Source organism: Lactonifactor longoviformis DSM 17459 (genome assembly GCF_900129135.1).
Classification (GTDB): domain Bacteria; phylum Bacillota; class Clostridia; order Lachnospirales; family Lachnospiraceae; genus Lactonifactor; species Lactonifactor longoviformis.
Genome location: NZ_FQVI01000017.1, coordinates 22,298 through 47,508, shown reverse-complemented (window position 1 = coordinate 47,508; position 25,211 = coordinate 22,298). Strand labels below are relative to the sequence as shown.

At 44.2% G+C, this 25,211-nt stretch carries 20 protein-coding genes; 18 read left to right on the top strand and 2 right to left on the bottom strand.

The genetic code is table 11. From position 1 onward, the window contains the following. Positions 1–155: 155 nt before the first annotated feature. Complete coding sequence (locus BUA56_RS14755) at positions 156–623, bottom strand: transposase (protein ID WP_072853093.1); 468 nt, start codon at positions 621–623, stop codon at positions 156–158. 113 nt (positions 624–736) lie between these two features. Between BUA56_RS14755 and BUA56_RS23365 the strand changes: the two genes are divergently transcribed. From BUA56_RS23365 to BUA56_RS14710, 9 genes are all read left to right on the top strand, one after another. Then, a complete protein-coding gene (locus BUA56_RS23365; protein WP_207650941.1) occupies positions 737–910 on the top strand; it encodes a hypothetical protein in 174 nt (57 codons plus the stop codon). Positions 911–1,307: 397 nt separating this feature from the next. Beyond that, positions 1,308–2,474: a PucR family transcriptional regulator gene (locus BUA56_RS14750; RefSeq protein WP_158641009.1), complete on the top strand. Its 1,167-nt coding sequence runs from the start codon at positions 1,308–1,310 to the stop codon at positions 2,472–2,474. Between the two features lie 253 nt (positions 2,475–2,727). After that, on the top strand, positions 2,728–4,161 hold the full coding sequence (locus tag BUA56_RS14745) for an SLC13 family permease (RefSeq protein WP_072853091.1): 1,434 nt from the start codon (positions 2,728–2,730) through the stop codon (positions 4,159–4,161). Positions 4,162–4,210: 49 nt separating this feature from the next. Further along, positions 4,211–4,798 carry a hypothetical protein gene (locus BUA56_RS14740; RefSeq protein ID WP_072853090.1) on the top strand — a complete coding sequence of 196 codons (588 nt, stop codon included), beginning with the start codon at positions 4,211–4,213 and terminating at the stop codon, positions 4,796–4,798. A gap of 41 nt (positions 4,799–4,839) precedes the next feature. Continuing rightward, entirely contained in the window at positions 4,840–7,788 is a 2,949-nt protein-coding gene (locus tag BUA56_RS23695; protein ID WP_242946778.1) for an aminomethyl transferase family protein, read from the top strand. 106 nt (positions 7,789–7,894) lie between these two features. Then, positions 7,895–9,118: an MFS transporter gene (locus tag BUA56_RS14725; RefSeq protein WP_072853089.1), complete on the top strand. Its 1,224-nt coding sequence runs from the start codon at positions 7,895–7,897 to the stop codon at positions 9,116–9,118. A gap of 340 nt (positions 9,119–9,458) precedes the next feature. Further along, positions 9,459–10,712 (top strand): HlyC/CorC family transporter, encoded by a 1,254-nt coding sequence (locus BUA56_RS14720; protein WP_072853088.1) that lies wholly within the window; start codon positions 9,459–9,461, stop codon positions 10,710–10,712. Positions 10,713–10,811: 99 nt separating this feature from the next. Next, positions 10,812–11,738: a cysteine synthase A gene (cysK, locus tag BUA56_RS14715; RefSeq protein ID WP_072853087.1), complete on the top strand. Its 927-nt coding sequence runs from the start codon at positions 10,812–10,814 to the stop codon at positions 11,736–11,738. Between the two features lie 153 nt (positions 11,739–11,891). Continuing rightward, positions 11,892–13,283 carry a CHAD domain-containing protein gene (locus BUA56_RS14710; RefSeq protein WP_072853086.1) on the top strand — a complete coding sequence of 464 codons (1,392 nt, stop codon included), beginning with the start codon at positions 11,892–11,894 and terminating at the stop codon, positions 13,281–13,283. 70 nt (positions 13,284–13,353) lie between these two features. Here the strand turns inward: BUA56_RS14710 and BUA56_RS14705 are convergent, their stop codons facing one another. Continuing rightward, a complete protein-coding gene (locus tag BUA56_RS14705) occupies positions 13,354–14,364 on the bottom strand; it encodes a LacI family DNA-binding transcriptional regulator (protein WP_072853084.1) in 1,011 nt (336 codons plus the stop codon). A gap of 336 nt (positions 14,365–14,700) precedes the next feature. On the opposite strand from BUA56_RS14705, the gene BUA56_RS14700 reads away from it, so the two are divergent. The 9 genes from BUA56_RS14700 (at position 14,701) to BUA56_RS14660 (ending at position 25,082) form a co-directional block, all read left to right on the top strand. Continuing rightward, entirely contained in the window at positions 14,701–15,867 is a 1,167-nt protein-coding gene (locus BUA56_RS14700; RefSeq protein WP_072853082.1) for a uroporphyrinogen decarboxylase family protein, read from the top strand. A 41-nt stretch (positions 15,868–15,908) separates the two neighbouring features. After that, the gene (locus tag BUA56_RS14695; RefSeq protein WP_084067974.1) at positions 15,909–17,210 is read left to right on the top strand and encodes a nucleobase:cation symporter-2 family protein; all 1,302 of its coding nucleotides are present in this window, start codon (positions 15,909–15,911) and stop codon (positions 17,208–17,210) included. After that, positions 17,207–18,778 (top strand): sugar ABC transporter ATP-binding protein, encoded by a 1,572-nt coding sequence (locus tag BUA56_RS14690; protein WP_084067973.1) that lies wholly within the window; start codon positions 17,207–17,209, stop codon positions 18,776–18,778. Before BUA56_RS14695 ends, BUA56_RS14690 begins: the two co-directional genes overlap by 4 nt. 11 nt (positions 18,779–18,789) lie before the next feature. Continuing rightward, positions 18,790–19,779, top strand: coding sequence for an ABC transporter permease (locus tag BUA56_RS14685; RefSeq protein WP_072853080.1), 990 nt, complete (start codon positions 18,790–18,792; stop codon positions 19,777–19,779). Then, positions 19,766–20,752 (top strand): ABC transporter permease, encoded by a 987-nt coding sequence (locus tag BUA56_RS14680; protein ID WP_158641008.1) that lies wholly within the window; start codon positions 19,766–19,768, stop codon positions 20,750–20,752. Before BUA56_RS14685 ends, BUA56_RS14680 begins: the two co-directional genes overlap by 14 nt. Then, positions 20,749–21,714, top strand: a complete 966-nt coding sequence (locus tag BUA56_RS14675; RefSeq protein WP_072853076.1) for a sugar ABC transporter substrate-binding protein — start codon at positions 20,749–20,751, stop codon at positions 21,712–21,714. The genes BUA56_RS14680 and BUA56_RS14675 overlap by 4 nt, the downstream gene beginning before the upstream one ends. Positions 21,715–21,793: 79 nt before the next feature. Further along, the gene (locus BUA56_RS14670) at positions 21,794–22,474 is read left to right on the top strand and encodes a FadR/GntR family transcriptional regulator (RefSeq protein WP_072853074.1); all 681 of its coding nucleotides are present in this window, start codon (positions 21,794–21,796) and stop codon (positions 22,472–22,474) included. 212 nt (positions 22,475–22,686) lie between these two features. Further along, a complete protein-coding gene (gene ilvD / locus BUA56_RS14665) occupies positions 22,687–24,345 on the top strand; it encodes a dihydroxy-acid dehydratase (protein ID WP_072853072.1) in 1,659 nt (552 codons plus the stop codon). Continuing rightward, the gene (locus tag BUA56_RS14660; RefSeq protein WP_072853070.1) at positions 24,342–25,082 is read left to right on the top strand and encodes a class I SAM-dependent methyltransferase; all 741 of its coding nucleotides are present in this window, start codon (positions 24,342–24,344) and stop codon (positions 25,080–25,082) included. Before ilvD ends, BUA56_RS14660 begins: the two co-directional genes overlap by 4 nt. The last annotated feature ends 129 nt before the right edge of the window (positions 25,083–25,211 follow it).

Genomic DNA, 25,211 nt, shown 5'->3' with positions numbered 1-25,211 from the left:
ATGAAAATCGCCTTTGGCGATGGGGCTTGCTGTTGGACGTTCAACGTTTTTGCATGGGGCTGTCCTGAAAACGTAACTCTCGGAAACCCAATAATAAGCATTACAATAAAGCCTACCAATTATGGTGGGCTTTTAGTTTTGACATGGCAGACGACTTAGCCAATCACTACGTTTACTCCCAGACGTTCTAATGAACGAATATTTCTCTGTATGATTTTCTCATGATTGCATGTATCGTAATAATCGTACCCAAGTTCCTTATAAGGCTGTAACTCTTTCAAGATATGGTAGACTGCAATAAGCATAGAGTGGGCAACCGCAATTAAGGCTCTTTTTCCACCCCGGCGTGCGGCAATTCGTTGATAACGTGAATAGAAATAACTCTTTTTATTCCGAATTGCAGAGCGTGCACACTCTACAAGAACCGATTTTACATGCTGATTACCCTTCCGAATCCGGGTACTCATCTTTTTCCCGGCACTTTCTTTGCATTCAGGGACTAAACCAGCCCAAGAGCTAAATTGAGATTGGTCTTTAAACTGATCCATTTCAATCCCTATTTCTGCAAGCAAACGCTCCGCACTTTTTTTACCTATTCCAGGTATCTGTCGGGAAATAGACAACCCTCTCTTTTCGGGTTGCCCTGTCCCAAAATACTACAGACCTGTCCCTAAATGATTTTCCTGGCCAGCGCCTCAGCAGATGAAAATTCACAGGCCAAAACAGGCAATTAAGCATGGAATCTTCAATATGTCCGAAGGCGAAAAAGGATAAGGAAGAGTATGGCAATTATGATTACTTAGAGGTGGAGAGCATAAAGAAAAGGGGAATCAAACCGACAAAAATGTATGAAAGTTCCAGAAAAAACAGCTGTTTTGTCGGTTTGATTTATGCGTTTACAATGTTATAATAAATCCGTAGGAATGTGTTTTGTGAATTTAAGGGTTATCCCTAATACATTGTAAATTATGAGAATAACGATAGGATTGATTATTGACAAGCTTTCTGTAGAGTATCAGACATACTGTTTTTGGAACGAGGCGGATAAGCGTTCATGGAAACGTCCGGCTCTATTTGATGCGCAGGCAGAACTTGAGGAGGGCCGTATTTATTTGGCACCGACGGATGCATTGCCGTCGAGACATGAATTCACTTCGGACTATTTTATTATCTGTGTAGGGGATGAACCGAGAAAAAATTATCTCAGAGGATGTTTTCCGTTTATCTGGGTAAAAAACGGTTATTTTGCAGAGGTTTTTAATAAGGTACAGGGGTGGTATGAAAGCTATGCCCAATGGGAAATTGATATGCAGGAAGTAATAGCATCAGATATTGATTTCGGGAAGCTGACAAAACTTTCACTGCCTTTTATTGGTAATCCTGTGGCGATTTTAGATACAGAATTTTATCATGTGGCTATTACTACCTGGGAAAAGAAGGCAGATGGGCAGGTTAAATTTCATGTCGAAGCGCCAATGTTCCCAATATCACTTGAAAAATTCGAAAATGTCCATACTATACGGGAGAAATATAAAGAACTGAGGGGGATTTATCGTCCTACAGAAGGATATATCTGTTCAAATTTGTTTGTTACAGGCCGTTTTGTGGGAACAATAACGGTAGCAGAAAGATGGCGGCCTTTTCGGAAAAGCGATGAAGAGATTATACAAGTTTATGCAGAAAGAATAGAGGAAGCTTTTCTGAGACGCGCAAGTGTTAAGACTATGCAGACTTCTACATTGAAAAGTGTTGTCTTTGATTATTTGAATAAGAATCCTGTCAGTAAATATCGGGTAGCTCATATTACCACTGAGAATCAGTTTTTTTTGTGTTTTAAGGTTATGGTACAGGGGGACGGACATTTATCTCCTCCTGTCAATTACATCTGTTCGATATTAGAGAATATGTTTGAAGGCTGTGTTGCCATGGAATATGAGGGCTGCATTATGGGAATTGTAGATTTTTCTATTTTCCCTTATGAATTAGAAAAATTTATTGCCACCTTGAAAAGCTTTTTAGATAAAAAAGGCTTTTATGCTGGAGTCAGCGATCGTTTTACAGACATTCAGGAGGTTTGGATTTATCATCGACAGGCTTATCATGCGTTTAGAATTGGACAGGAAATGCATCCGGAGAAACGTATCTATTTCTTTATGGATTATGCTTTTATCTATATGCTTGAGAATTGCACAGGAGAATTTTCTTTAAAACATCTGATTCCCCCGGAACTCCGAACACTCCTAAAAAGCTCAAAAGCAGGTGTGAATTATGCTGAGACATTGAAATGCTATTTAGAAAATAATATGAATGCCTCTGTGACTTCGAGGCTCTTGTATCTGCATAGAAGTTCATTTATGAACCGTATGGAGCGTGTTCACCAGATATTGGGTGATGAATTATTGAACTCAAAGACAAGACTTTGGTATCAGATCCTCCTGACCATATATGAAGATTCAGAGGAAAATCCAGAATAAATCTGAAATCTAAAAAGAAATTAACTGCTGTATAACAGATGAATATTCATCTGTTTTGCAGCAGTTTTTTGTTGTTAATAGATATAGGCAGTAAAGGACAAAAATGTTTGTTTAGAAGAGATATACAATACACTTTGATGGATTGAATGAAAATAAGTGGATTTGTATACTAAGGGTGTCGACAAATTAAGTAAAAATTGTAAATTTAGCACCACTAGTGGAATTCAATCTTATCTATGGAGGAGGTTATACATTGAGCCAAAGCAATGAAAAGTTGAAACTCGAGAAGCCGGCAGGTCCAAGGATGACATCAAAGCCAGTAAAAATCATTGGTTTAATTTTGGCAATTGTTTTATTTGTAACATTTGCGTTTCTTTTAAAACCTAGTGAGACCTTGCCGCAGCAGGCGCTGAATACAATTGCTATCTTTTTAACATTTGTATGCTGTTCTATTTTCGGCGTCTGTCCCATGCCAATTATCGGACCCATTTGCATTGTACTTCTCGTGATTACCAGAACCTATACTATAAATGAAGTCTTGGCAACTGGTTTTGGAAGCAATACGGTGTGGTTTATTATTTTTGCGTTTGCGCTTACTACGGCCATCAATAAAACAGGATTATTTAAAAGGATAGTGGCAAGAGTAATGATGCTATTGCCTGAGACCTGGGGAGCACAGGTGATTGCATTTTCCATTTCAGGATTTATCCTCAATCCTTTTATTCCAAGTGGCAATGCAAAAGTGTCTATTTTTGCTCCAATGGTAGAATCAGGAGCTTCCCAGTATAACCTGGAGCCCCATAGCAAGGGAGCGGTAGGCATGTGGATGGGGTGCTGGCCGGTAATTGCTAATTTTACAAATGCTTGGGCTACAAGTACGGGATTTTTGATTTGTACTGCTATTAGCGGCGAAAAATATTCTTTTACCAGCTGGCTTGGAATAACTGGAGTTTGGATGATCGCAATGATGGTTATGTGGACTTTATATATTTTAATTAAATTTAAGCCAGAAACAGGTACCAAGTTTGATAAAGGTACTGCGAAAAAAGCATACGAAGAACTGGGTCTTATGTCCAAGCAGGAAAAGATCGGCATGCTAATATTATTAATCACGGTAATACTTTGGATTTTTGGCAAAAATTTTGGGATTGACGATACAACAGCAGCTATCATTGGCTTTTGCCTTACAATGCTGTTTGGACTTTTTAATCCACAGAAGGATTTGAATACAGCAGTTCCCTGGTCATTAATGTTAAGTATGTTCTGCTTAATGCCCATTTTTGCAGGAATTAATACCTTTGGTATCAGTGACTTCTTAGTTAGTGTGCTTCAGCCGGTGGCCGGTGTAGTCGGCAACCCAGTAGTATTGATTATATTAACTTGTTTAGTAGTCTATGCTATTCGTCAATTGGTAATTGATACTTCCGGTTCCGTAATTATTTGTACGACACTGTTTGGAGGACTTGCTGCAGCTATGGGGCTTCCTGTTGCTGCAATTTCTTTCTCAGCATTTGTCTGTACTTCTATTTTCAATAACCAGGCATTATCACTCCCATTTTTGACGGCTAATGCGGCTACTAAAGGGTGGATTCAATTTGATGATATAAAGAGAACGGCCTGGCCTTATGCGATTATGCAGGTAATTGCACTTTTGGTAAGTATTCCTGTATGGAAACTGCTGACATAGATATTTATATTGTAATATGGGATTAAGATTTATAAAGGAGGAATGGACAATGACAGCAGAGTTAAATAAATACACTTATGAAGAAATAGAGGCTTTTGGGAAAAAAATCCACGATGTTATGCTGGAAGCCAGAAAAACAGGACAGTATGTGGTGGCTAATGAAGCAATTTTGGATGATAATGTTGTATACGAATGGGCTCTTGGGCCTACTCTGCCGGCTTATGTAGCAAATGGAAAAGATGCCGTTATGCGAAACGCATTGGGGGCAGAGATGGCTGGTGTGGATGGATGGAAGTACCCTTGGGGTGATTACTGGGTAGATCCAGAGAAGGGGGTTCTGATTTATAATTGGAAAATGATCTCCCCTTGGGAAAGGTCGGATGGAACTTTCTATGCGGCCAATGGATACGGATATTCTTTCCATACTTATGCCGGAAATGGCCGTACAAAGCACAAGACAGATATCTGTGAATCGCAGATGCTGCAGTATTGCCATGCGGAAGGAGTAGCAGGCGGGTTTGCTAATGAAGCAATGCGAGAAAAAGTTAAGATGCGCAGAACCAGAGAAACAATGGCATTGGAAAATTGGATAGAGCATTTAGAAGAGCTGCGTGAGGAATACGGATACAAAGAATAATTGCCAATTACCAATACCAAAGTGGATAGGAGGGTTTAAGAATGAATTTTACTGTAGAGAATGATGCACACGTATTTGATCAAATCGATAATAACTATACCGCACATGTAAACGATATTAATTGCCATAATTATGCTCCGGTGGAATTGAAGCAATTTGCAGAAATGTGGAAAAAGGCGTTGGATAAGGCGCGTAAAACGCGGGATTATGCGCCATTGGCCCGCTATATGACCGATGATTTTAAGTATACTTGGTGTTTGCCTGGTGTGGATCCTACATATTTTCATAAGCGTTTGGAAGCCAATGGCAAAGACGAGGTTGTAAATACCGTTCATATTGACACAATGATTGGGGTGGAAGGCTGGGATTATCCTTGGATTGAGACTTATATAGATCCGCGAAAAGGGGTAATTTTCTATATGTGGAAGGAAGTTACTCCATACAGAAAGAAAGATGGAACACTATTTGAAAACCAAGCTTTTGCTGTTACACGGCTGGACTATGCCGGCGGTTATAAAGTGAAGGTGATGGAAGATTTGGTGGACTGTGAATTTCATATTGCACTGGTAGATGAAACCATTGCAGCAGGATTTGCGCCAGAAAGCCTGATACAGAAACAGAATGAGTATTATCGTCAGCTGGCCAAAGATTACAATGCTTTTTACCGTCATCTTGAAGAACTTTGCAGCCAGGCAGGCAATGATAAATCTATGATTCCGGATCTTTTGGACGGTTATTATTCTCCATACAAAAATGCAGTTGTTAAGGGAGTGGAACCGGAACTAGAAACAGTAGATGCCTATCCAGTTTCGGAAACAGCGGTACCGGCCGATTCAAAAGCTTTGGTGTCTAATCAACTAGAGAGGGAAATTGAACCTTCCGCTGTGCATTTATCAGAGATCTGTACTCAGCCAGAACTAAGCATTCAAGATGCCAAAGCTTTTGGGGAGCATATGACAGTCAGAAATCATGTAGGATATTATGATTTTACACATAAACTTTTAGAAGTGACAGGACTTGATGCCCGAAGCTTCCTCAGCAGAATGTTTGTAGGTCCGGTTGCAAAAGCAAAAATAGGTCAGGGCAAATATACTACTATGCTGAATGAAGACGGACAAATCATTGATGATGTAATCGTATTCCGGATTGAAGAAGATAAATACTGGATATCTACTTTATATATTGAGGAATTAATTGCCTGGTTCAATGCCCATAAAACTTATGAAGAGGTTTATTATAGTGAAATTACTGGAATTACGTTCATGTATGCGGTGCAGGGCCCAGCCTCACGAGCTGTATTAAATGGGTTCCTGAAAGAAAGCGTTACTGAGCTGAAGCAGTTCCAAATCTGTAATAATTCAATAGGTGAGATTCCGGTAAAAGTTGCAAGAAGTGGTTTTACAGGAGAGCTGGGATATGAAATTTACTGCAAACCAGAGGATAGAGAACTTGTAAAAGATGCTTTAGAAAGAGAAGGGCAACGTTATGGAATAACAGAGATTACCACAGATGTAATTATTAACAGTTTGCCCAGAGAAAAAGGATATGTTTTGATGAGCGATATTGGCGGTCTGAATCCTATGGAATGCGGCTTAGGATGGAGTATTGACTGGACCAAAAACTTCATTGGGAAGACAGCTCTTGAAAAGGTAAATGTCCAAGGGGCCAAAAAAGAACTGCTTGGTTTTGCGGTGAACGATGATTCTGCGGTAATAAACGCAGGCGCAGAGGTCTTTGTAAACAATGAGTATGCAGGACGGGTTACGGTGTTCACTTATGGCTTTTCCTTGAAAAAAAATATTGGTTATGCAGTAGTAAACGTTTGTACTGCAAATATTGGCGATTTTGCAGTCATAGTCAGCGAAGGAAAACGGTATGAAGCTGTTCTGAGAGATAGAGTATTCTACGATCCTAAGAACGACAGAATAAAAGAAAGGAATATTGCAGAACTAGAAAAGGCAGCCCTTAATCCGTATGCTTCGCTTCGCAAAAATGACAGCAGTGCTAAGAGAGATCACGAGAGTGTCCGAAATGCTGTGGGATATTACGACTTTACCCATAAACTGTTAGAGGTAACTGGTCTGGATGCCAGAAGCTTTCTCAGCAAGATGTTTGTAGGGGCTGTGGCAAAAGCTAAAGTTAATCAGGCTAAGTATACAACTATGCTAAATGAAAGCGGACAAATCATTGACGATGTAATTGTGTTCCGAATGGATGAGGATAAATACTGGGTATCTACTCTATATATTGAAAAATTGATTGTCTGGTTTGATGCACACAAAAATTATGAGGAGGTTTCTTACAGAGAGATCACAGAAGATATAACAATGTATGCCGTTCAAGGACCCTGCGCCAGGAGACTGTTAAACGATATAGTAAAAGAACCTATAGATTCTTTGAGAAACTTTTTTATCAATGACAATACACTTGCTGGGGCAGCAGTTAAGATTGCGAGGAGCGGTTTTACAGGAGAATTAGGGTATGAAATCTACTGTAACCCGAGAGATGCAGATTTAGTAGAAAAGGAATTAAAGGAAAAGGGAAAGAAATATCATGCGGTCAAAATTGCCACAGATGTAATTACCACTAGTCTGCCGAGAGAAAAAGGATTTGTTCTGATGAGTGATATTGGTGGGTGCAGCCCCTTAGAATGCGGTTTGGGCTGGAGTATTGACTGGAATAAAAATTTTATTGGAAAAGCGGCATTGCAGAAAGAACAAATGCAGGGCTCCAGAAGAGAACTGCTTGGCTTTGTGGTTGAGGATGATTCTGCGGAGATCACGGAGGGTGCTGAAGCGAAAATCGGTAGCAAGACAGTTGGAAAGGTTACTATGTTTACCTATGGTTTTACGATACAGAAAAATATTGGTTTTGTCTTGATATGTAAAGAAGATGCGAAAATTGGCGATAAAATTCTAATAAATGGTATACCGGCGATTCTCACAGACAGAATATGGTATGATCAAAATAATAGTAGAATCAGATCCTGATTCCTGCTGTCTTGTAAATTTCAATTGACAGAGTGGGGGAGATACTTCCCCTGCGCTGTTAATAAACTCTCTAAAAAGAAGTGCGGGTGGATATGGGAGGAAGAGCATGGGGAAAAACAATACAAAGCGCGGATGTATAACGGCAATTGCGACAATGCTTATGGTAATGTTAACAGTTCTGCCGTTAAATACTATCGGATTGTTTATAAGACCAATTTGCAAAGAATTACAGATAACAACAGCACAGCTATCTCTATGTTTTTCACTAAATGCAATTGGTGCAGTTGCTACCTCTTTTTTCTTTGGGCGCTTATATAAACGTTTTGGGAAAAAGCCTTTGATAGTAGTTGGAGGTATTACGGTATTTTTATATCTTTTCAGTATGTCCGTATCATCAAATCTTTTTTTGATCTATGTAACAGCTGCGGTGGCGGGGATCGGAGGAACAACAAGCGGATTTGCTATGGGGCAGTTAACTATGACAGAATGGTTTGATAAGGCCAGAGCAACGATGTATAGCAGCTTGACAATTACGCTGTCACTATTTGTTGCACTTCTCTCACCAATTATTGCAAGCGGAATTCTCAATTTCGGGTATCGGTTGGTATTGCTGGTAGAAGCTTTTATTAGTGGCGGTGGCATTGTTTTGCTGGGACTTTTTGCCGTCAGCAAATCACCTGAAAAATATGGAATGCGTCCCATTGGTTATCTGTCTGCTCATCATAAAATGGAACCGATAGGAGCTTCTCTGACCATGGCCCAGATTCGCAAGACACTTCCCTTTTGGATAGCGCTGTTAATAAGCTTGATGACATGTACAGTGGGACGGGTTGCATCTACACATGGAAACAACTTTTTTCAAACACTTGGACTGAGCAGTACACAAGCATCTTATGTATCTTCAGTAAATGCGATTGCCACCTTGGTGTGGTCTGTCCTTTTCGGTGTTCTTTCTGACAAGTTCTCACCGAAAATTGCTGCCGTGAGCAGTGGGTGCTTTGCAGCGGCAGTAATGCTGATGAATCCCCTGCTGGCAGGAATGAGCGGGGCCCTGCTATATGCTATTTTTGTAGAGGCAGAAAGCGGTATTGCCAGCATTTATTCGCCGGCTGTTGTAGCTAAAGTTTATGGAAAACAGGAGGCTGCCCAAATGATAGGGCTTATCCGCTGCTTTGCCTCGATCGGATCTATCATGGGACCTGTGTTTGCTGGGATTTTATATGATCGCTTTGGCAATTATAGTTTTTGTTTGTTTGTAACAGGAACACTTATGATATTTGTAGTTGTCCTCTGCATCGTATTGGATAATAAAAAAGTGTGGAAAATATAAGAAAGATGAAAGGCGAGGCATAACAGACCCTGCCCTATCCCAAACTGCAAAATTCTGTTGACAGTCCTTGTCTGATATCATATAATTCAATTAAATTAAGTGCAGACTGCAGAAAGGAAACTGAAAATGGACGACGCCGACTGCGACGAAGACCGAACAAATTGTAAGGCAACAGCAAATATAAAAATCATACCGGACATAGCATTCTGTCAGCACCCTATAAATCGTGCTGAAGGAAAGTTATGTCCTTATTTAGTGCAAAAAAAGAGAATATTTTGCTGGAAAAGCTGAAATAGAGTTTATTGAATAGAGAAATTTATAGTAGGAAAGGATTTTGTATATGAACAGTAACAGCATTTCACTGGCAATTATTGTAATCTGTATTATTATGTCGGCTTACTTTTCGGCAACGGAAACAGCCTTTTCTTCTCTGAATCGTATCCGGGTGAAGAATATGGCGGATAAAGGAAATAAAAGGGCAGAGCTTGTTTTAAAACTGGCAGGTAATTATGATGGAATGCTCTCAACAATCCTGATTGGCAATAATATCGTTAATATCGCCTGCGCATCAATTGCCACGGTTTTGTTTGTAAAGCTTTTGGGTGAGGATATGGGTGCCAGTGTCTCAACTGTTGCAACTACCATTGTTGTTCTCATTTTTGGGGAGGTATCTCCCAAAAGCATTGCTAAGGAGTCACCAGAAAAGTTTGCCATGTTTTCCGCTCCTTTTTTAAAGGGATTTATGGTGGTTCTGACGCCCTTTAATTTTTTGTTCCGCCAGTGGAAAAAGTTCCTGTCTAAACTGGTAAAAACCTCAGAGGACCGTTCCATTACTGAGGAAGAACTGCTGACTATAGTGGAGGAGGCAGAACAGGACGGAGGGATCGGGACCCAGGAAAGTGATCTGATCCGCAACGCCATAGAATTTACAGAAGTTGAAGCCGGAGATATCCTGACTCCCCGTGTGGATGTGGTTGCCGTCTCTATTGAAGACTCCAGGGACAGCATTGCCGGGGCTTTTGCCGACAGCGGATTTTCCAGACTCCCGGTATACTTGGAGAATATCGATCAAATTGTAGGAATCCTGTATCAGAAGGACTTTTACAATTACGTATATCACACGGATGAGAAGCTGGAGAATATTGTAAGAAGGCCGCTCTTTATAACAAAGACAAAGAAAATCAATATTCTGTTAAAAGAGCTTCAGGCGGCAAAATCTCATATTGCTGTTGTGATAGATGAGTTTGGCGGAACGGTAGGGATTGTAACCTTGGAAGATATTTTGGAAGAGCTGGTAGGTGAAATCTGGGATGAACATGATAAGGTGGTTATGGAAATAGAGAAGGAAGGGGAGGGCGTCTATACAGTTCTCGGCAGTACTAACGCAGAACGTTTTTTTGAAGAGCTGGACAGAGAGGAAGAATTAGAAGTGACTACAGTCAGCGGCTGGGTGATGGATGAATTGGGTAAAATACCGGAAGAGGGAGAACAGTTTCAATTCGAAAATCTGAAAATTACTGTGCTTAAAATGTCAGGACGCCGTGTAGAAAAGATACGGGTAGAAGTTCTGCCTCAGATAGAGCGGGCCGGGTAACCGGCCCGTCCTTTTTCTACATAATTCACTTAATAACTTGAATATTTTCCCATAATAACATACAATAATGAGAAAGACTACGACACGAGGGAGAGAATCATGATCTACAACACAATCTTAGATGCAATGGGCAATACTCCGCTGATCCGTCTGAACCATATGGGGGATCCCAACGGGGCACAGATACTGGTGAAATTCGAAGGATTAAATGTAGGCGGCTCTATTAAAACCAGAACCGCTTTTCATATGATTTCAGCGGCTGAAGAAAAAGGACTGCTTCACAAGGATTCCATTATTGTGGAACCTACCAGCGGCAATCAGGGAATTGGGCTGGCATTAATCGGAGCCGTGAAGGGATACCGGACGGTGATTATTATGCCGGATTCTGTGAGTGAAGAGCGCAGGAAGCTGGTTCAGCACTATGGGGCAGAGGTCAGGCTGGTACACGATGCAGGTGATATCGGAGCGTGTATTGAAGAGTGTCTCCAGCAGGCACTGAATATGGCCCGGGAAGATCCCAATGTATATGTGCCTCAGCAATTTGAGAACCCTGCAAATCCTTCTGTACACAGAAAATATACGGCCCGGGAAATTTTGCGGGATGCAGGAGGTCCTATTCACGGATTTTGTTCCGGAATAGGCACCGGCGGTACCATTACGGGAATCGGGGAAATTCTGAAAGAGCAGAATCCGGATATGGAAATCTGGGCAGTGGAGCCGGAGAATGCGGCAATTCTTGCGGGCGGTAATATAGGAACTCACATACAGATGGGAATCGGAGACGGTTTGATACCAGCCATACTGAATCAGAAAATATATGAAAACATTTATATTGTAAGCGACGAGGAAGCCTTACAGACCGCAAAAGATCTTGCCCGCCTGGAAGGCCTTATGTGCGGGATTTCCAGTGGAACCAACGTGGCGGCAGCCATTGCTCTGGCAAAAAAACTGGGAAAAGGAAAGACAGTGGTTACGGTATTGCCGGATACGGCGGAGCGATATTTCAGCACACCTCTGTTTGAGTAGAGGCCAAGGGTATTATTTGTATGACTTATTGTAATGACGACAAGAGCAGGGGAGATTCTTCCCCTGCTTTTGTTATATACAGACCGAGATACCGGTAAGAGTAGTATTTTGCCGGAAAAAAGTGTACGATAGGGACAGAAAGGGGTGATACAAATGGATAAAATCATGGCTAAGAGAAACTATATTCGAAATCCCAGAGAGAAGGTGAGGCATTGGGGGGCAAAAGAATTGTGCAGCATCTTTGGGCTCAGCTATGACACAAGAAAAGAGAATGCCAAACTGGCTGAACTTATTTTTCGGGCAGTGTCCGAAGATTATCAGGTGCCCCGGTCTTATGCCTCCATTGCATCCAGGGCATTCCTGCTAAAAGGGATCGGTGAGGGCATTCTGGAGGAGGACTCTCTGGCTCTGGAGGGAGATATCGTACTTACACATCCGCTGAAATCTCTGTCAGACAAAGAAAATATTCTTCTGGCAGCAGTTCTCACGGGAATGCGGACACACGTTATGGACGGGGCAGGTGTCAAGGAGTATCTGAAGAAGATGCAGGTGAGCAAAAAGTATGTACCGGTTGTAGAGGCGGCAATGGAAAGTGTGCAGCTGGCTGAGAAGCAGGCAATCCCCTCTGAGGAGAAATGCCCGGGCGGGCGGAAGGCGGGATGCTCCAGCTTTTCCGGCCAGCTGGAGCTCTATGTCAGTAAGCAGTTAGATACCATCCGTCAGCTCACAGAAAAGACTCCTGACTATGGGGATCCGGAAGCTATACATGATCTTCGTGTGGCATTCCGCAAGCTGTACTCTGTGACGGAAGTATTTTCCCACTATATGAAGCCCCGGTGGAGTTTCTGCTATCAACCCCAACTTAACCGGAATCTCAAACGACTGGGAGCGCTAAGGGATCTGGATGTTCTGAATCAAAAACAAATAGTTTTTCTGGAGAAAGAAGGCATCAGCCCGGATGTATTTCCTGTATGGAACAAAATCACAGGGGAAAGGAGGGAGGGATGTCTGACGGCGATGGACCAGTATTTTTCCTCTGACGAATTCCCGAAGCTGGCGGCAGCTATGGAAGAGGAGATAAAGCGGGGGATCTGTACCCCTGTACTTCACAGAGGGAAAGGGGCGTGTATATTTTTCCCGGAGGAAGTAAAAAAAGAGGGTGTCTGGCGTGCGGTTATGAAAATCAAAGCACAAAAGAACTGGATGGAAGGCCTGCTGGTTCCGGAACCGGTACTTCATAAGCTTCGCCTTTCCTTTAAAGAATTGAGATATGTGTTAGATTTCTTCCGTGAGATTCTGGACAAAGAGGAAGCAGAAATGCTGGAAGCAGCCAGGCTGTTCCAGGAGGTCCTGGGAGATCTGCACGATGAGACCGTACTTCTCCAGGAAATTAGAAAATTATGCAAAAAGCAGGAAAAATACCAGATGGATCCTGAGGAAAGAACATACCTAAAAAAATTTGAACATTTTTCTGAAAAGGAGAGAGACCGGCACTACGCCTTATTTGAAAAGCATTGGAATGCGTTTTGCAGGAAATATATCTAAATAAAGGAAAGCCAGGATCCCCTCTGAGGATCCTGGTTTTGCCGAATACTTTCTAATCATTGCTGCGGAATCATCCGCGTGGAACAGGTCCGCCGCAAGACTCCCGCACCGTCAATTCAGGCGTCAAAAGAATTTCTTTCTTTGGGAAAGATGCATCTTCCAGCCGTTCAAACAGCAGTTCTGCTGCAATAGTCCCCATCTCATAAGCTGAAACATCCACACAAGTAAGAGGTGAATAACAGATAGAGGCCCAGTCCGGTTCGTAAAAGGCCACCACGGAGATTTCTTCAGGCACTTTTATGTTATGCTCCTTCAGATATGTGAGACAACCCAGGGTCATCAGATTATTAGCCACAAAAATCGCGGTTGGAGGTGTCTCCAGCCGTAGAAGTTCATGGGCCGCCCGATGAGCGGATTCAACCGTGAAATCACAGTTGATAATATAGGATTCATTTTCTTCAATTCCTTGATCCTTCAGGGCATCCAGATAACCTTTCAGGCGCATACGACCGGGATAGGTGTCCTGCTTTCCGCATATGGTGGCAATTTTTCTGTGCCCCCTGCGGATTAGATGGGTAGTTGCCCGGTAGGCACCATAGTGGTCATCGATACCTACAAAATCCGCTTCCACGGAAGAACATTTGCGGCTGATCATAACAAAAGGAATGTCGTTATAATTGATCTTATTTAAACTGGTATCCTCTTCGGAGACTACAGAGATAACAAAGCCATCGCAGAGATGCCCCCGTATGCTGTCCAGATATCCGTTCTGCTTGGCTGTATTTTCATCAGTGTTGCACAGAAGGAGGCGATATTTATTTTTTAGGCACACATCCTCCACACCCCTGGCAATGCTGGTATAAAAGGGGTTGCATACATCGGGGATTACCAGTGCAATCTGGTTGGTTTTTCCGCGTATCATACTTTGTGCCACGGTATTGGGGGTATATCCCAATTCCTCAATTGCTTTTAAAACCTTGACCCTGGTCTTTTCGGATCCGAATCCGGGTTCGTTCAATACTCTGGAGATTGTGGATACAGAAAGCCCCAAAGTATTTGCCACATCTTTTAAGGTTACCATATAGGGAATATCCTTTCTTTTACACAAATATAAATTCATCTTATCGGTCAATAATTTGGAAGAAAGTACTAACTTTAAACTACAGTATAAAGCATAAGTCACAAAAATGGAAGACAGGACAAATAAAAAGGCCTTAAGGATTGACAGGAAATAAGTAAAACGTTATACTTAAAAATATAAAGAAATAGTTTTAAAATAAATCAATTAAACAATATTTAATGAAATATATAACATAAAATACATAAATAGTCATTCATTATTGGATAAAAATACTCATATAACCCCTAAAATATTTTATTAAAATAAAACGTTATATTAAGAAAGGAGCTAGTTATTATGAGTGCAGAATTATCTTCAAGAGAACGGGTGAACCGGACCCTCAGACATCAAGAGGCGGACAGAATCCCGCTGGACCTGGGCAGTACCCCGTTTACTACGGTGCATCTGGAGGTTGCCAAGGATTTGAACCGATACCTGGGGGAAGCGCAGGAATCCTATGAATTTATTTCTTTCAGTGCCCAGGCAGTGAAACTGAACCCTCAAGTGTCGAAAAAGCTTAACATTGACACCTGCGGAGTGACAACACGCCTGCCGGATTCCTATCGTATGAGAATTGATGAGACGAATTCTTACGAGGATGAGTGGGGGATTCGGTACAGAAAGGTTCCTGCATCCTATCAGTATGACTTTATACAACATCCTCTGGAAGAGGCGGATTTGGACGATCTGGAAAATTTTCAATTTCCGGATCCGGTTGAGGAGACAAGATTTGCCGGATTCAGAGAGAATGTGAAACGGATTTATGAGGAGACAGACAAGGCGATTGTTTTAAATCCCCCCTATGGCTGTCAGATTATGGCTGTAGAAGCCTGGCTGACCGGTTTTGAACGTCATTACTGTGATATAGCCGCTGACCAGGAATTCATCCACGCACTGTCGAGACGGCTTATGGACTGGTATATGAGATGGCTGGACCGGGCGCTGGACGAGGTGGGGGAATATATCTCGGTGATTGCCTGCGCCGATGATCTGGGGATTCAGTCAGGCCCCATGATTCGGCCGGAGACGTATCGGGAGCTGTTTCAGCCATACCATAAAGAATTGTATTCTTTCATCAAAAAGCGGACAGATGCCAGGATATTTCTTCATTCCTGCGGCTCTGTGGTTCAGTTTATGGACGACATTATTGAGAACGGAGTAGATATTCTGAATCCTGTACAGGTTACTGCAAAAGATATGGACACTAAATTTTTAAAGGAACGGTGGGGGGATAAGATTACCTTCTGGGGCGGAGGGTGCAATGCCCAGAAGGTACTTCCTTTCGGAACCTTAGATGAGGTTGAGGCGGAAGTGCGTATGAGAATCGATGATTTGAAGCCGGGGGGAGGTTTTGTGTTTGCGCCCATACATAATATCCTGCCGGGTATCAGCGGAGAAAAAGTAAATGCCATGTACCGTGTAGCAAAAGAGTACGGGACCTATGGCCAAAAGGAGGAAAAGTAACCCATTACGTTTGCCAAGCGGAGAGAAAGAAGGAAGATACTATGGATGAAATTAATCAAAAACTGCCTATATCAAAATTAAGTGTTTTAGGATTGCAGCATGTGTTAATCTTGTATTTCAGCTCTGTCTCAGTGCCTTTGATTGTGGGAAATGCTTTGAAGCTCTCTACAGGTGAGATTGCGTTTCTGATCAATGCCAGCCTGCTGTGCGCAGGGATTGCAACCCTGGTACAGAGCATCGGATTCGGAAAATATGTTGGACTTAAGATGCCTGTTATGCAGGGAATGACACTGATGGCTTCCGGTGCCCTGACAGCAATCGCTACAAGCTATGATATTCAGACCGTATTCGGAGCCGTGATCGCGGCTGGTGTAGTCTGTCTGGTCATTGGCCCTGTGTTTAGTAAGCTTATGCCTTTGTTTCCCAACATTGTGCGGGGCTGCGTCATCAGCGTAGTTGGACTCACTCTAATTCCGGTAGCTGTCAATTGGATTGCCGGGACAAAGGATACCGAGCTGTACGGACATCCCACAAATTTCCTGTTGGCCCTTATCGTTGTGGCGGTTATAGTGGTCTTAAACAAATTCTGTACAGGCTTTGTTAAAAACATTGCTGTTTTAATTGCTTTGTGCGCAGGGTTTGCGGCTGCTCTGGCAATGGGAAGAGTGGATCTGTCGGGTGTATCCCAGGCCTCCTGGTTCGGTGTAACTCTGCCCTTCCACTTTGGACTGCCTAAATTTGCCCTCACTCCTATTGTATCGCTCAGTGTGGTTATGCTGGTAATCATGGCAGAGTCTATTGTGATTTATCTGGCCATCGGAGAAATTGTAGAGCATGATACAACGGAAAAAGATATGTCCAGAGGCTTCATAGCCAATGGTATCAATGTTATATTTTCAGGGATTTTCAACTCCTTTGTGTTTACTTCCTTCACACAGAATATAGGACTTGTTGCGCTGACAAAGATAAAAAGCCGCTTTACCACAGCCGCCGGAGGCGTTATCCTGATTCTTTTGGGATTCTTTCCCAAAATAGCTACGATTGTAGCATCGATCCCTTCACCGGTACTGGGAGGAGTGGGGATTGTGGTTTTTGCTACCATTACAGCCAGTGGGATCAAAACCATGATGAGCGCGGATATCTCGAAAGGCGATAATTCATTGATTGCAGCTCTTTCTATTGGTGTGGGCCTTGGATCCACACTTCTGAAAAGCGCAGGGGCATTTGCTGCCTTCAGCCCTAATATTCGTATTTTTCTGGAAGATGGTGTGATAACAGGCTGTATTACTGCTGTAGTTTTAAACCTGATTTTTAATGGCTACAGGGAAAAAGAAAAGAAATGAATGGAAAGCCGGATGCAGAAGCTGCTGTATCCGGCTGGATTTGCAGTTGGAAGCAGGATGGCAATAGTGGGGTGCATGATATGAAAGAATGCCAGGCCATATTGGAAATGAATCATATATACAAACAATATTCCGGAATAACCGTGCTTGAAGATGTTACATTCCGGGCTTATCCGGGAGAGGTGCAGGTACTTCTGGGAGCCAACGGAGCAGGTAAATCCACACTGATGAATATAGTTTCCGGAGTTACCGCCTGTGACAGGGGCAGGATATATATCGGAGACAGAGAAGTGTGCATCCGCAGTGCGGCAGATGCCGCCAGGGAAGGGATTGCAATGATTCATCAGGAACTAAGCCTCTTTCAGGAAAGAAGTGTGTATCAGAATATCTTTATGGGAAACGAGAGGATGAAAAAGAACCTTCCGTTCTGGACAGATTCCAAACGCATGGAGGAGGAGAGCCGCAAGGTGCTGGAAGAAATGGGATTTGCGATAAATCCGGGGGAGACCGTGAAAAATTTGAGCATTGCCCAGCAGCAGATTGTAGAGATCGCCAAAGCTGTGTGGAAGCGGGCAGACATTTTAATCATGGATGAACCTACCTCCAGTCTGACAGAGGCCGAGGTTGCCCGGCTGTTTTGCCTGATTCGAAGGCTGAAGGAACAGGGATGCGCCATAATTTATATCTCCCATAAGCTGGATGAGCTATTCCGGATAGGGGACAGAATAACCGTATTATTCCAGGGAAAAGTATGTCTGGAGGAATCCATGAAGCAGGTGACAAAAGAACAGCTGGTGAAATCCATGAGCGGAAAAGAGGTGCAGCGGGTAAAAAAGGTTAGCTGTGCGCTTCCCCAGGAGGCCCTGCGCGCTGTGAATCTGAACGGGAGAAGATTCAGAGACTGCAGCTTCTATGTAAAAAAAGGAGAGATTGTTGCTCTGACCGGCATGGTAGGTGCCGGAAGAAGCGAACTGGTAAAAGCAATATTCGGCGCGGATGCGCTGCGGAGCGGAGACATATATCTGTTCGGAAAACGGGTTTCGGGGAGACCATCCCCTTCCGCCAGCATTGCAGGAAGGATAGGATTTCTCCCGGAGGAAAGGAAGCAGCAGGGATTGATTATGGGAATGGACGTGGGAAAGAATATTGTGCAGGCAGATCTGCCCAGACTCTTTCCCAAAAGGATTCTGAGCAGAAAGAAGGAGAGGGAGACGGCTCGGACCTTTGCCGGGGAAGTAATGTATACACAGGGGATTCAACGGCTTCCGGAAAAGCTAAGCGGCGGGAATCAGCAAAAAGTGGTGTTGGCAAAATGGCTCTGTACAGACAGTGATTTACTGATTTTTGATGAGCCTACTAAAGGAATTGATGCGGCGGCACGGGCAGAAATCTACCAGCAGATTCTCGATCTGGCCGGGAAGGGAAAAGGGATTCTCCTGGTATCATCGGATCCGGCAGAGGTACTTCAGCTCAGCGACCGTGTCTATGTAATGAGAGAAGGCAAGATCTGTAAAGAACTGGCAAGAAGTGAGCTGACTGCAAATAAGATTGTAGCGTCAGAATTATAAGGATGTTGCTTATGGAGAAAAAAAGAGTAAAATACAAAACGGATTTTGGGATGAAAAACACTTCGGCGCTTACCGGGACGATTATGGTGTTCCTGCTGTTTTCCATTTTGTCGGATGATTTTCTTACGGTATATAATATCTCAAACGTTTTGAAAAATTGTGCCGTTCTTCTGATAGCGTCCATGGGGACAACCATGGCTATTCTGCTGGGCAGCAATGATATCTCTGTGGGATCTGTTATGTCCCTAGGAGGGATAATCACGGCAATGCTGATAAAAGGCGGTGCGGATCCGGCTTTGGCTGCCGCCGCAGGATTGGCGGCAGGACTGGGCGCTGGTCTTATCAATGGGATTCTTATCGTATATTTTCAGGCTAATTTCTGGGTTGCAACATTTGCCATGTACAGTATTGCCCAGGGAATTGCCCTGATTCTAAGCGACGGCAATGGGATTGCCGGATTTCCCGGCGGCTTCCGGTTTCTGGGAACAGGCAAAGTGTTCGGCGTATATTTTATTATCCTTCTGGCCGCCGCCTTACTGGCGCTGATGTATGTCCTGCTGAATAAAACCAGGTTTGGAGGATATATCTATGCCATAGGAGAAAGTGAGCGCATTGCGGGCATTACAGGAATTCCAACCGGTAAAGTAAAGCTGCTGGTATTTACCCTCAGCGGGTTATGTGCAGGAACCGCCGGGATCCTTCTGGCGGCCAAGACAAATGTTGCCATGCCTTCAGGGGGAGCGGGGTACGAATTTGATGCGATAGCAGCGGTAATCATAGGCGGAACCTCCCTGGACGGAGGAAAGGGAAGCGTACTGGGAACTGCTGTGGGGGTTTTCTTAATCACTGTTATAAGAAACGGACTGACCGTTATGGGCCTGTCATCGGTGTTTCACTACCTGGTCATCGGTCTGATTATAATGGCGGTTATTGTTGTGGATGTCTTGCAGATACAGCTTCGAGAGAACAGAAAAGAGAGTGATGCTCGTGAATGTAAATAAAAAAACAGTTATCTCCGCTTATCTTCCCCAACTGCTGCTTCTGGCGGCGGTGATCCTGTTCCTGGGCAGGGAGGCGGAAGGGTTTCTGACCTTGTCAAACCTTAGAAATGTGCTGGTCATGCAGGTGCCTTTTCTTTTTCTGCTGAGTATGGGAATGACGATTTCCGTAGTGGTAAAAGGGCTGGATCTGTCGATTGGAGCGAATATGGCGTTGTCCAGCTGTGTCGCCGGTTTGGTGATTAAAAGCCAGGGAATGGCGGCCGGGATAGCAGCAGGCATTCTGGCAGGATGTCTGCTGGGAGCTGTCAACGGCCTTCTCATAGCGAAAGTAAAGCTTCCGGCCTTTATCGCTACTTATGGAATGGATTGGATTGGGAAAGGACTCTGCTATGTTCTGATGATGGGAACAACCGCCTATGGGTTTCCAAAAGCCTTAAGAGAGCTCAGCAGCGGTGAGACGGCAGGAATTTCCAATCTGCTGCTGGCGGCAGGAATTATCTATGGCATATATAGCTTTATACTCTACCATACGGTTCCGGGCAGAAATATCTATGCCATAGGACTGAATCTGGAAGGGGCCAGATTCAGCGGTGTGATGGCCGACAGGACAATGATCTGTGCCTATATTATGAATGGATTTCTGGCGGCGGTAACAGGACTTTTGTATATTGGCCAGCTGGACGCGGTTGATCCAACCATAGCGGAGGGGTGGAACATAAAGCTGATTGCTGCAGTTCTGATTGGAGGGGCTTCTATGAGCGGCGGAAAAGCAGACTTAAACCATACTCTGCTGGGCGTGCTGATTCTCAGTTTCCTGACAAATGGCATTAATCTTCTGGGAATCTCGTCTCTTTGGCAGCAGCTGGTGATCGGTCTGGTAATTATATGTTCTATATTTATGGATAAGTTCAGCAGGCTTATCCTGGAATATCGGGAGAAGCAAAACTGGATAAAAAGGGAGGGGAGCCTATGAAACGCAGTCTTTCCTGGGGAATCTGCTGTGTGCTGGCGGTGGTGCTGATAATAAAAGGCATTGCAGGGAGCGGTGAGGAGGTGCAAAGGCCGCAGAGAGCTGCTGTGATCTTAAAAGGGCTGACAACCTCATACTGGTATGCAGTAAAAAGCGGTGCAGAGGACGCGTCCAGAGAGCTGGGGGTGGATGTTGATATTATGGCTCCTGTAAAAGCGGACAGTAATGAGCTGCAGCTGCAGCTTTTGGAGGAGGCTGTGGGAAGCCAGTATGATGTAATCTGCATCAGTCCCGCAGACTCAAAGGGAATACTGCCTGGAATCGAATTGGCGAACGATGCGGGAATTCCTGTGATTAACTATGCTACCCCGATCACTGGGGATGTACAGGTTGCCAGCTTTATCAGAATCCAGGACTTTGACGCTGAATATACAGTGGCAAAAAAACTATGTGAAATGATTCAGGAGGGAGAAGTAATAATTCTGGAAGGCCCTGCCGGGCAGCAGAACGCTCAGGATAAGACAGAGGGGGCAAAAGCTGCCATAAAAGAATTTCCCGGGATTCAGCTTGCGGCGTCTCAGACGGCAAACTGGATCCGCAATGAAGCCTTTGTGGTAACGCAGAATCTCCTTCAGGCTCACCCGGATATAAAAGGAATTATTGCCTGCAATGATGACATGGCTGTGGGTGCATCGGAGGCAGTGGAGACAGCAGGGAAAAAGGGGGAAATCTATATCAGCGGGATGAACTGTGCGGTATTTGCGCTGGAAGCTCTGAAGGAGGGGAAGATCCAGGTGACGATAGACGTTATGGCTTATGAACTGGGATATGAGGCAGTAGCTGTGGCGAAGGAGATTATGGACGGCCAGAACTATGAAAAGGATATTGTTATGGAGACAGAGCTTTGTGATCTTTCTAATGTAGAAGAAATGTTAAAAAAGCATAGAAGAATCGAAGGAAAATGAGAAAAGACCGGGAGGAACAGATGAAATCTTTGTGCCAACGTGTTATACTTAACAAAACCAGAGAACACCGGAGGCAGAGATGGACAGGGGAAAAAGACTATCAGACAGTATTGCGGATACTCTCTTATCAATGATTGTAATAGATAAAAAATTCCGTCCCGGGGATAAATTGCCCAATGAAAATGAGCTTTCCATGGAATTAAATATCAGCCGGACGACGCTGAGAGAGGCTATCCGTATCCTTGCCGCAGGAAATGTGGTAGAGATAAAAAGAGGAAAGGGCACCTTTGTGCGGGAAGATTTCACGGATCCTTCCATGGAGAATCTGTCAAATCTGACAGTGGCAAAGGTTGATGCTGAGGATCTGTATGAGATGCGGCTGATTTTCGAACCAGAAGCTGCATATTATGCCGCAAAGCGTTCTACAGAGTCTGAATTGAAGAATATTCTTTCGATGGGTGAAAAAATAGAGCGCTATATCCAGGAGGGAAAAGACAGGACAGAAGTGGAGCAGGAATTCCACAAAGCAATTGCAAGAGCATCACACAATGAATTCATGAACCGGCTGATGCCGATTATTTACAAGGCCATTGATAAAGGGGTGGTGCTTTCGGAGACAAAAAAAGAGGCTGTGGAGGATACAATTTCTGATCACAGAATGCTTATGAACTTCATCAAAAACAGGAACGCAGAGGGTGCCCGGTATGCGATGAAGATTCATATTATGCATGCCATTGAGCAGCTGGGGTTGGAAAAATAGAAATGAGACGTTGCAATGCAGGCGAAAGTTGGCTTGCGGGCGGCGTCTTTTTCTCCCTCTCAGCTCCTAAAGCCAACCCCCGGTGCAGGTTTTCTCTCACCTGATGATTAGGGAGGTTCCAGAAAAGAGAAAACAGACAATATTATTGACAGTAGACAACATACAACATATAATAGAATAAACAAATAACAGAGAGCAGGGAGGAAATTGGGATGAGAAGTGACAGAATTACACAGGGGATTAACGCTGCGCCTCAGAGGGCACTGCTGCATGCGCTGGGGCTTACCGATAAGGAGCTGGGTAAACCTTTGATAGGTATCGTAAGCTCCTACAATGAGATAGTTCCCGGCCACATGAACATTGATAAAATTGTAGAGGCAGTCCGGCAGGGAGTGCTGCAGGCGGGAGGGATACCTTTTGTATTTCCTGCTATTGCAGTTTGTGACGGAATTGCCATGGGGCATGAGGGTATGAAATATTCCCTTGTCACCAGGGAACTGATCGCGGACTCTACAGAGGCAATGGCTGCTGCTCATCCGTTTGACGGGCTGGTTATGGTCCCTAACTGTGATAAAAATGTACCTGGACTTCTTATGGCTGCAGCCAGGATAAACATTCCTGCAGTATTTGTAAGCGGAGGGCCTATGCTGGCAGGCAGGATGAGGAAGGGGAGGATTAGCTATTCTACGGTATCAGAGGCGGTGAGTCAGTTTAAAACCGGAAAGATTGACCGGGATACACTGAGCGGTTACGAACATGCTGCATGTCCAACCTGTGGTTCCTGTTCCGGTATGTTTACAGCCAACAGCATGAACTGTCTTACCGAGGTTCTTGGCATGGCACTGCAGGGGAATGGGACGGTGCCTGCTGTATTCTCGGAGCGCCTGAGGCTGGCAAAGGAGACAGGAATGCAGATTATGGAGATGGTGAGAAATAACAGAATCCCAAGAGACATTATGACCCGGGAAGCGTTCTGCAATGCTCTGACCATTGATATGGCACTGGGATGTTCCACGAACAGTGTACTGCATCTTCCGGCCATTGCCTATGAATGCAATGTGTCTCTGGATTTGGATGTGGTCAATGAGATCTCGGAAAAAACACCTAATCTCTGCCATCTGGCACCGGCAGGAGAACATTATATAGAGGACCTGTACGAAGCAGGAGGGATTTATGCGGTGATGAACGAGATTCATAAGCTGCAGCTGCTGCATGCGGAATCACTGTTCTGCAACGGAAAAACTTTAGGTGAAAATATACAGGGACATGTAGTTCAAGACTATGATATCATTCGAAGTGTTGAGAAGCCATACAGCAGGCAGGGAGGGATTGCAGTTCTGAAAGGAAATCTTGCTCCGGAAGGATGTGTGGTGAAGCGATCAGCGGTAGCAGAAAATATGATGCATCATACAGGGCCGGCCAGAGTCTATGACAGGGAAGAGGAGGCGCTGGAAGCTATATACAATGGGGCAATGAAAGAGGGAGATATCGTAGTAATACGTTTTGAAGGTCCTAAGGGAGGTCCGGGTATGCGGGAAATGCTGAATCCCACATCTGCTATTATGGGGAGCGGGCTGGGGGACAGCGTAGCGTTGATTACGGACGGCAGATTTTCCGGAGCCACCAGAGGGGCAGCTATCGGGCATGTCTCCCCGGAGGCGGCAGCCGGAGGAGCCATTGCACTGGTTGAGGAGGGGGACCTGATTGAGATAGATATTCCGGGGCACCGGATAGAACTGCTGGTGACAGAGGAAGAACTTCAGAGAAGAAAAGCAGCCTGGAGACCCAAACAGAGAGAGTTAAAGAGAGGATATCTGCAGAGATATGCAAAAAGTGTAACTTCAGGCGGAAGAGGAGCGGTTTTGGAATGAAAGAGAATAAATATGACCAGAAGGTCTTTTTTGAGAAGTACAGCAAAATGCATCGATCCGTACAGGGGCTGGACGGAGCCGGAGAGTGGCGGGAATTAAAAAAACTGATTCCTGATTTGCGGGGGAAGAGAGTGCTCGACCTTGGCTGCGGATATGGATGGCACTGTATCTATGCGTCTTCCTGCGGGGCGGGATACGTTCTGGGGACAGACATTTCGGAGAAGATGCTGGAGGTGGCCCGTGAAAAATCCGGACATTTGGATATTGACTACCTGCAGTGCCCGATGGAAGAACTGAGGCTGACAGAGAGCAGCTTTGATGTAGTGATTAGTTCACTTGCTTTTCACTATATAGAAGCTTTTAAGGAAATTGCTGAAAATATATGGAAATGGCTTGCGCCGGGCGGCAGCTTAGTCTTCTCAGTGGAACATCCCGTCTTTACGGCGTATGGAACCCAGGATTGGTACTACGATGGCAATGGAGAGATTCTTCACTTTCCGGTTGACAACTATTACTACGAAGGAAAGAGGGATGCAGTTTTTCTCGGAGAACATGTGACCAAGTACCACAGAACACTGACTGCTTACCTTAATACCCTTCTGGACTGCGGATTTACCATCCGCCATATAGTTGAGCCCATGCCCCCGGAAGATATGCTGGAACTTCCGGGGATGGCAGATGAGATGCGAAGGCCCATGATGCTTTTGGTGTCGGCAGAAAAAGAAGAAAAGAGATAGCAATATGCTTTGTAAAAGAGCCGGGAGAAATCGTCTTCCGGCTTTCTGCTGTCTTTGGGGAAAGGGTTGACAAAACGATAAAAAGATAATATATTACCTATATAGGTAATATATTACATAGTGTTGGAG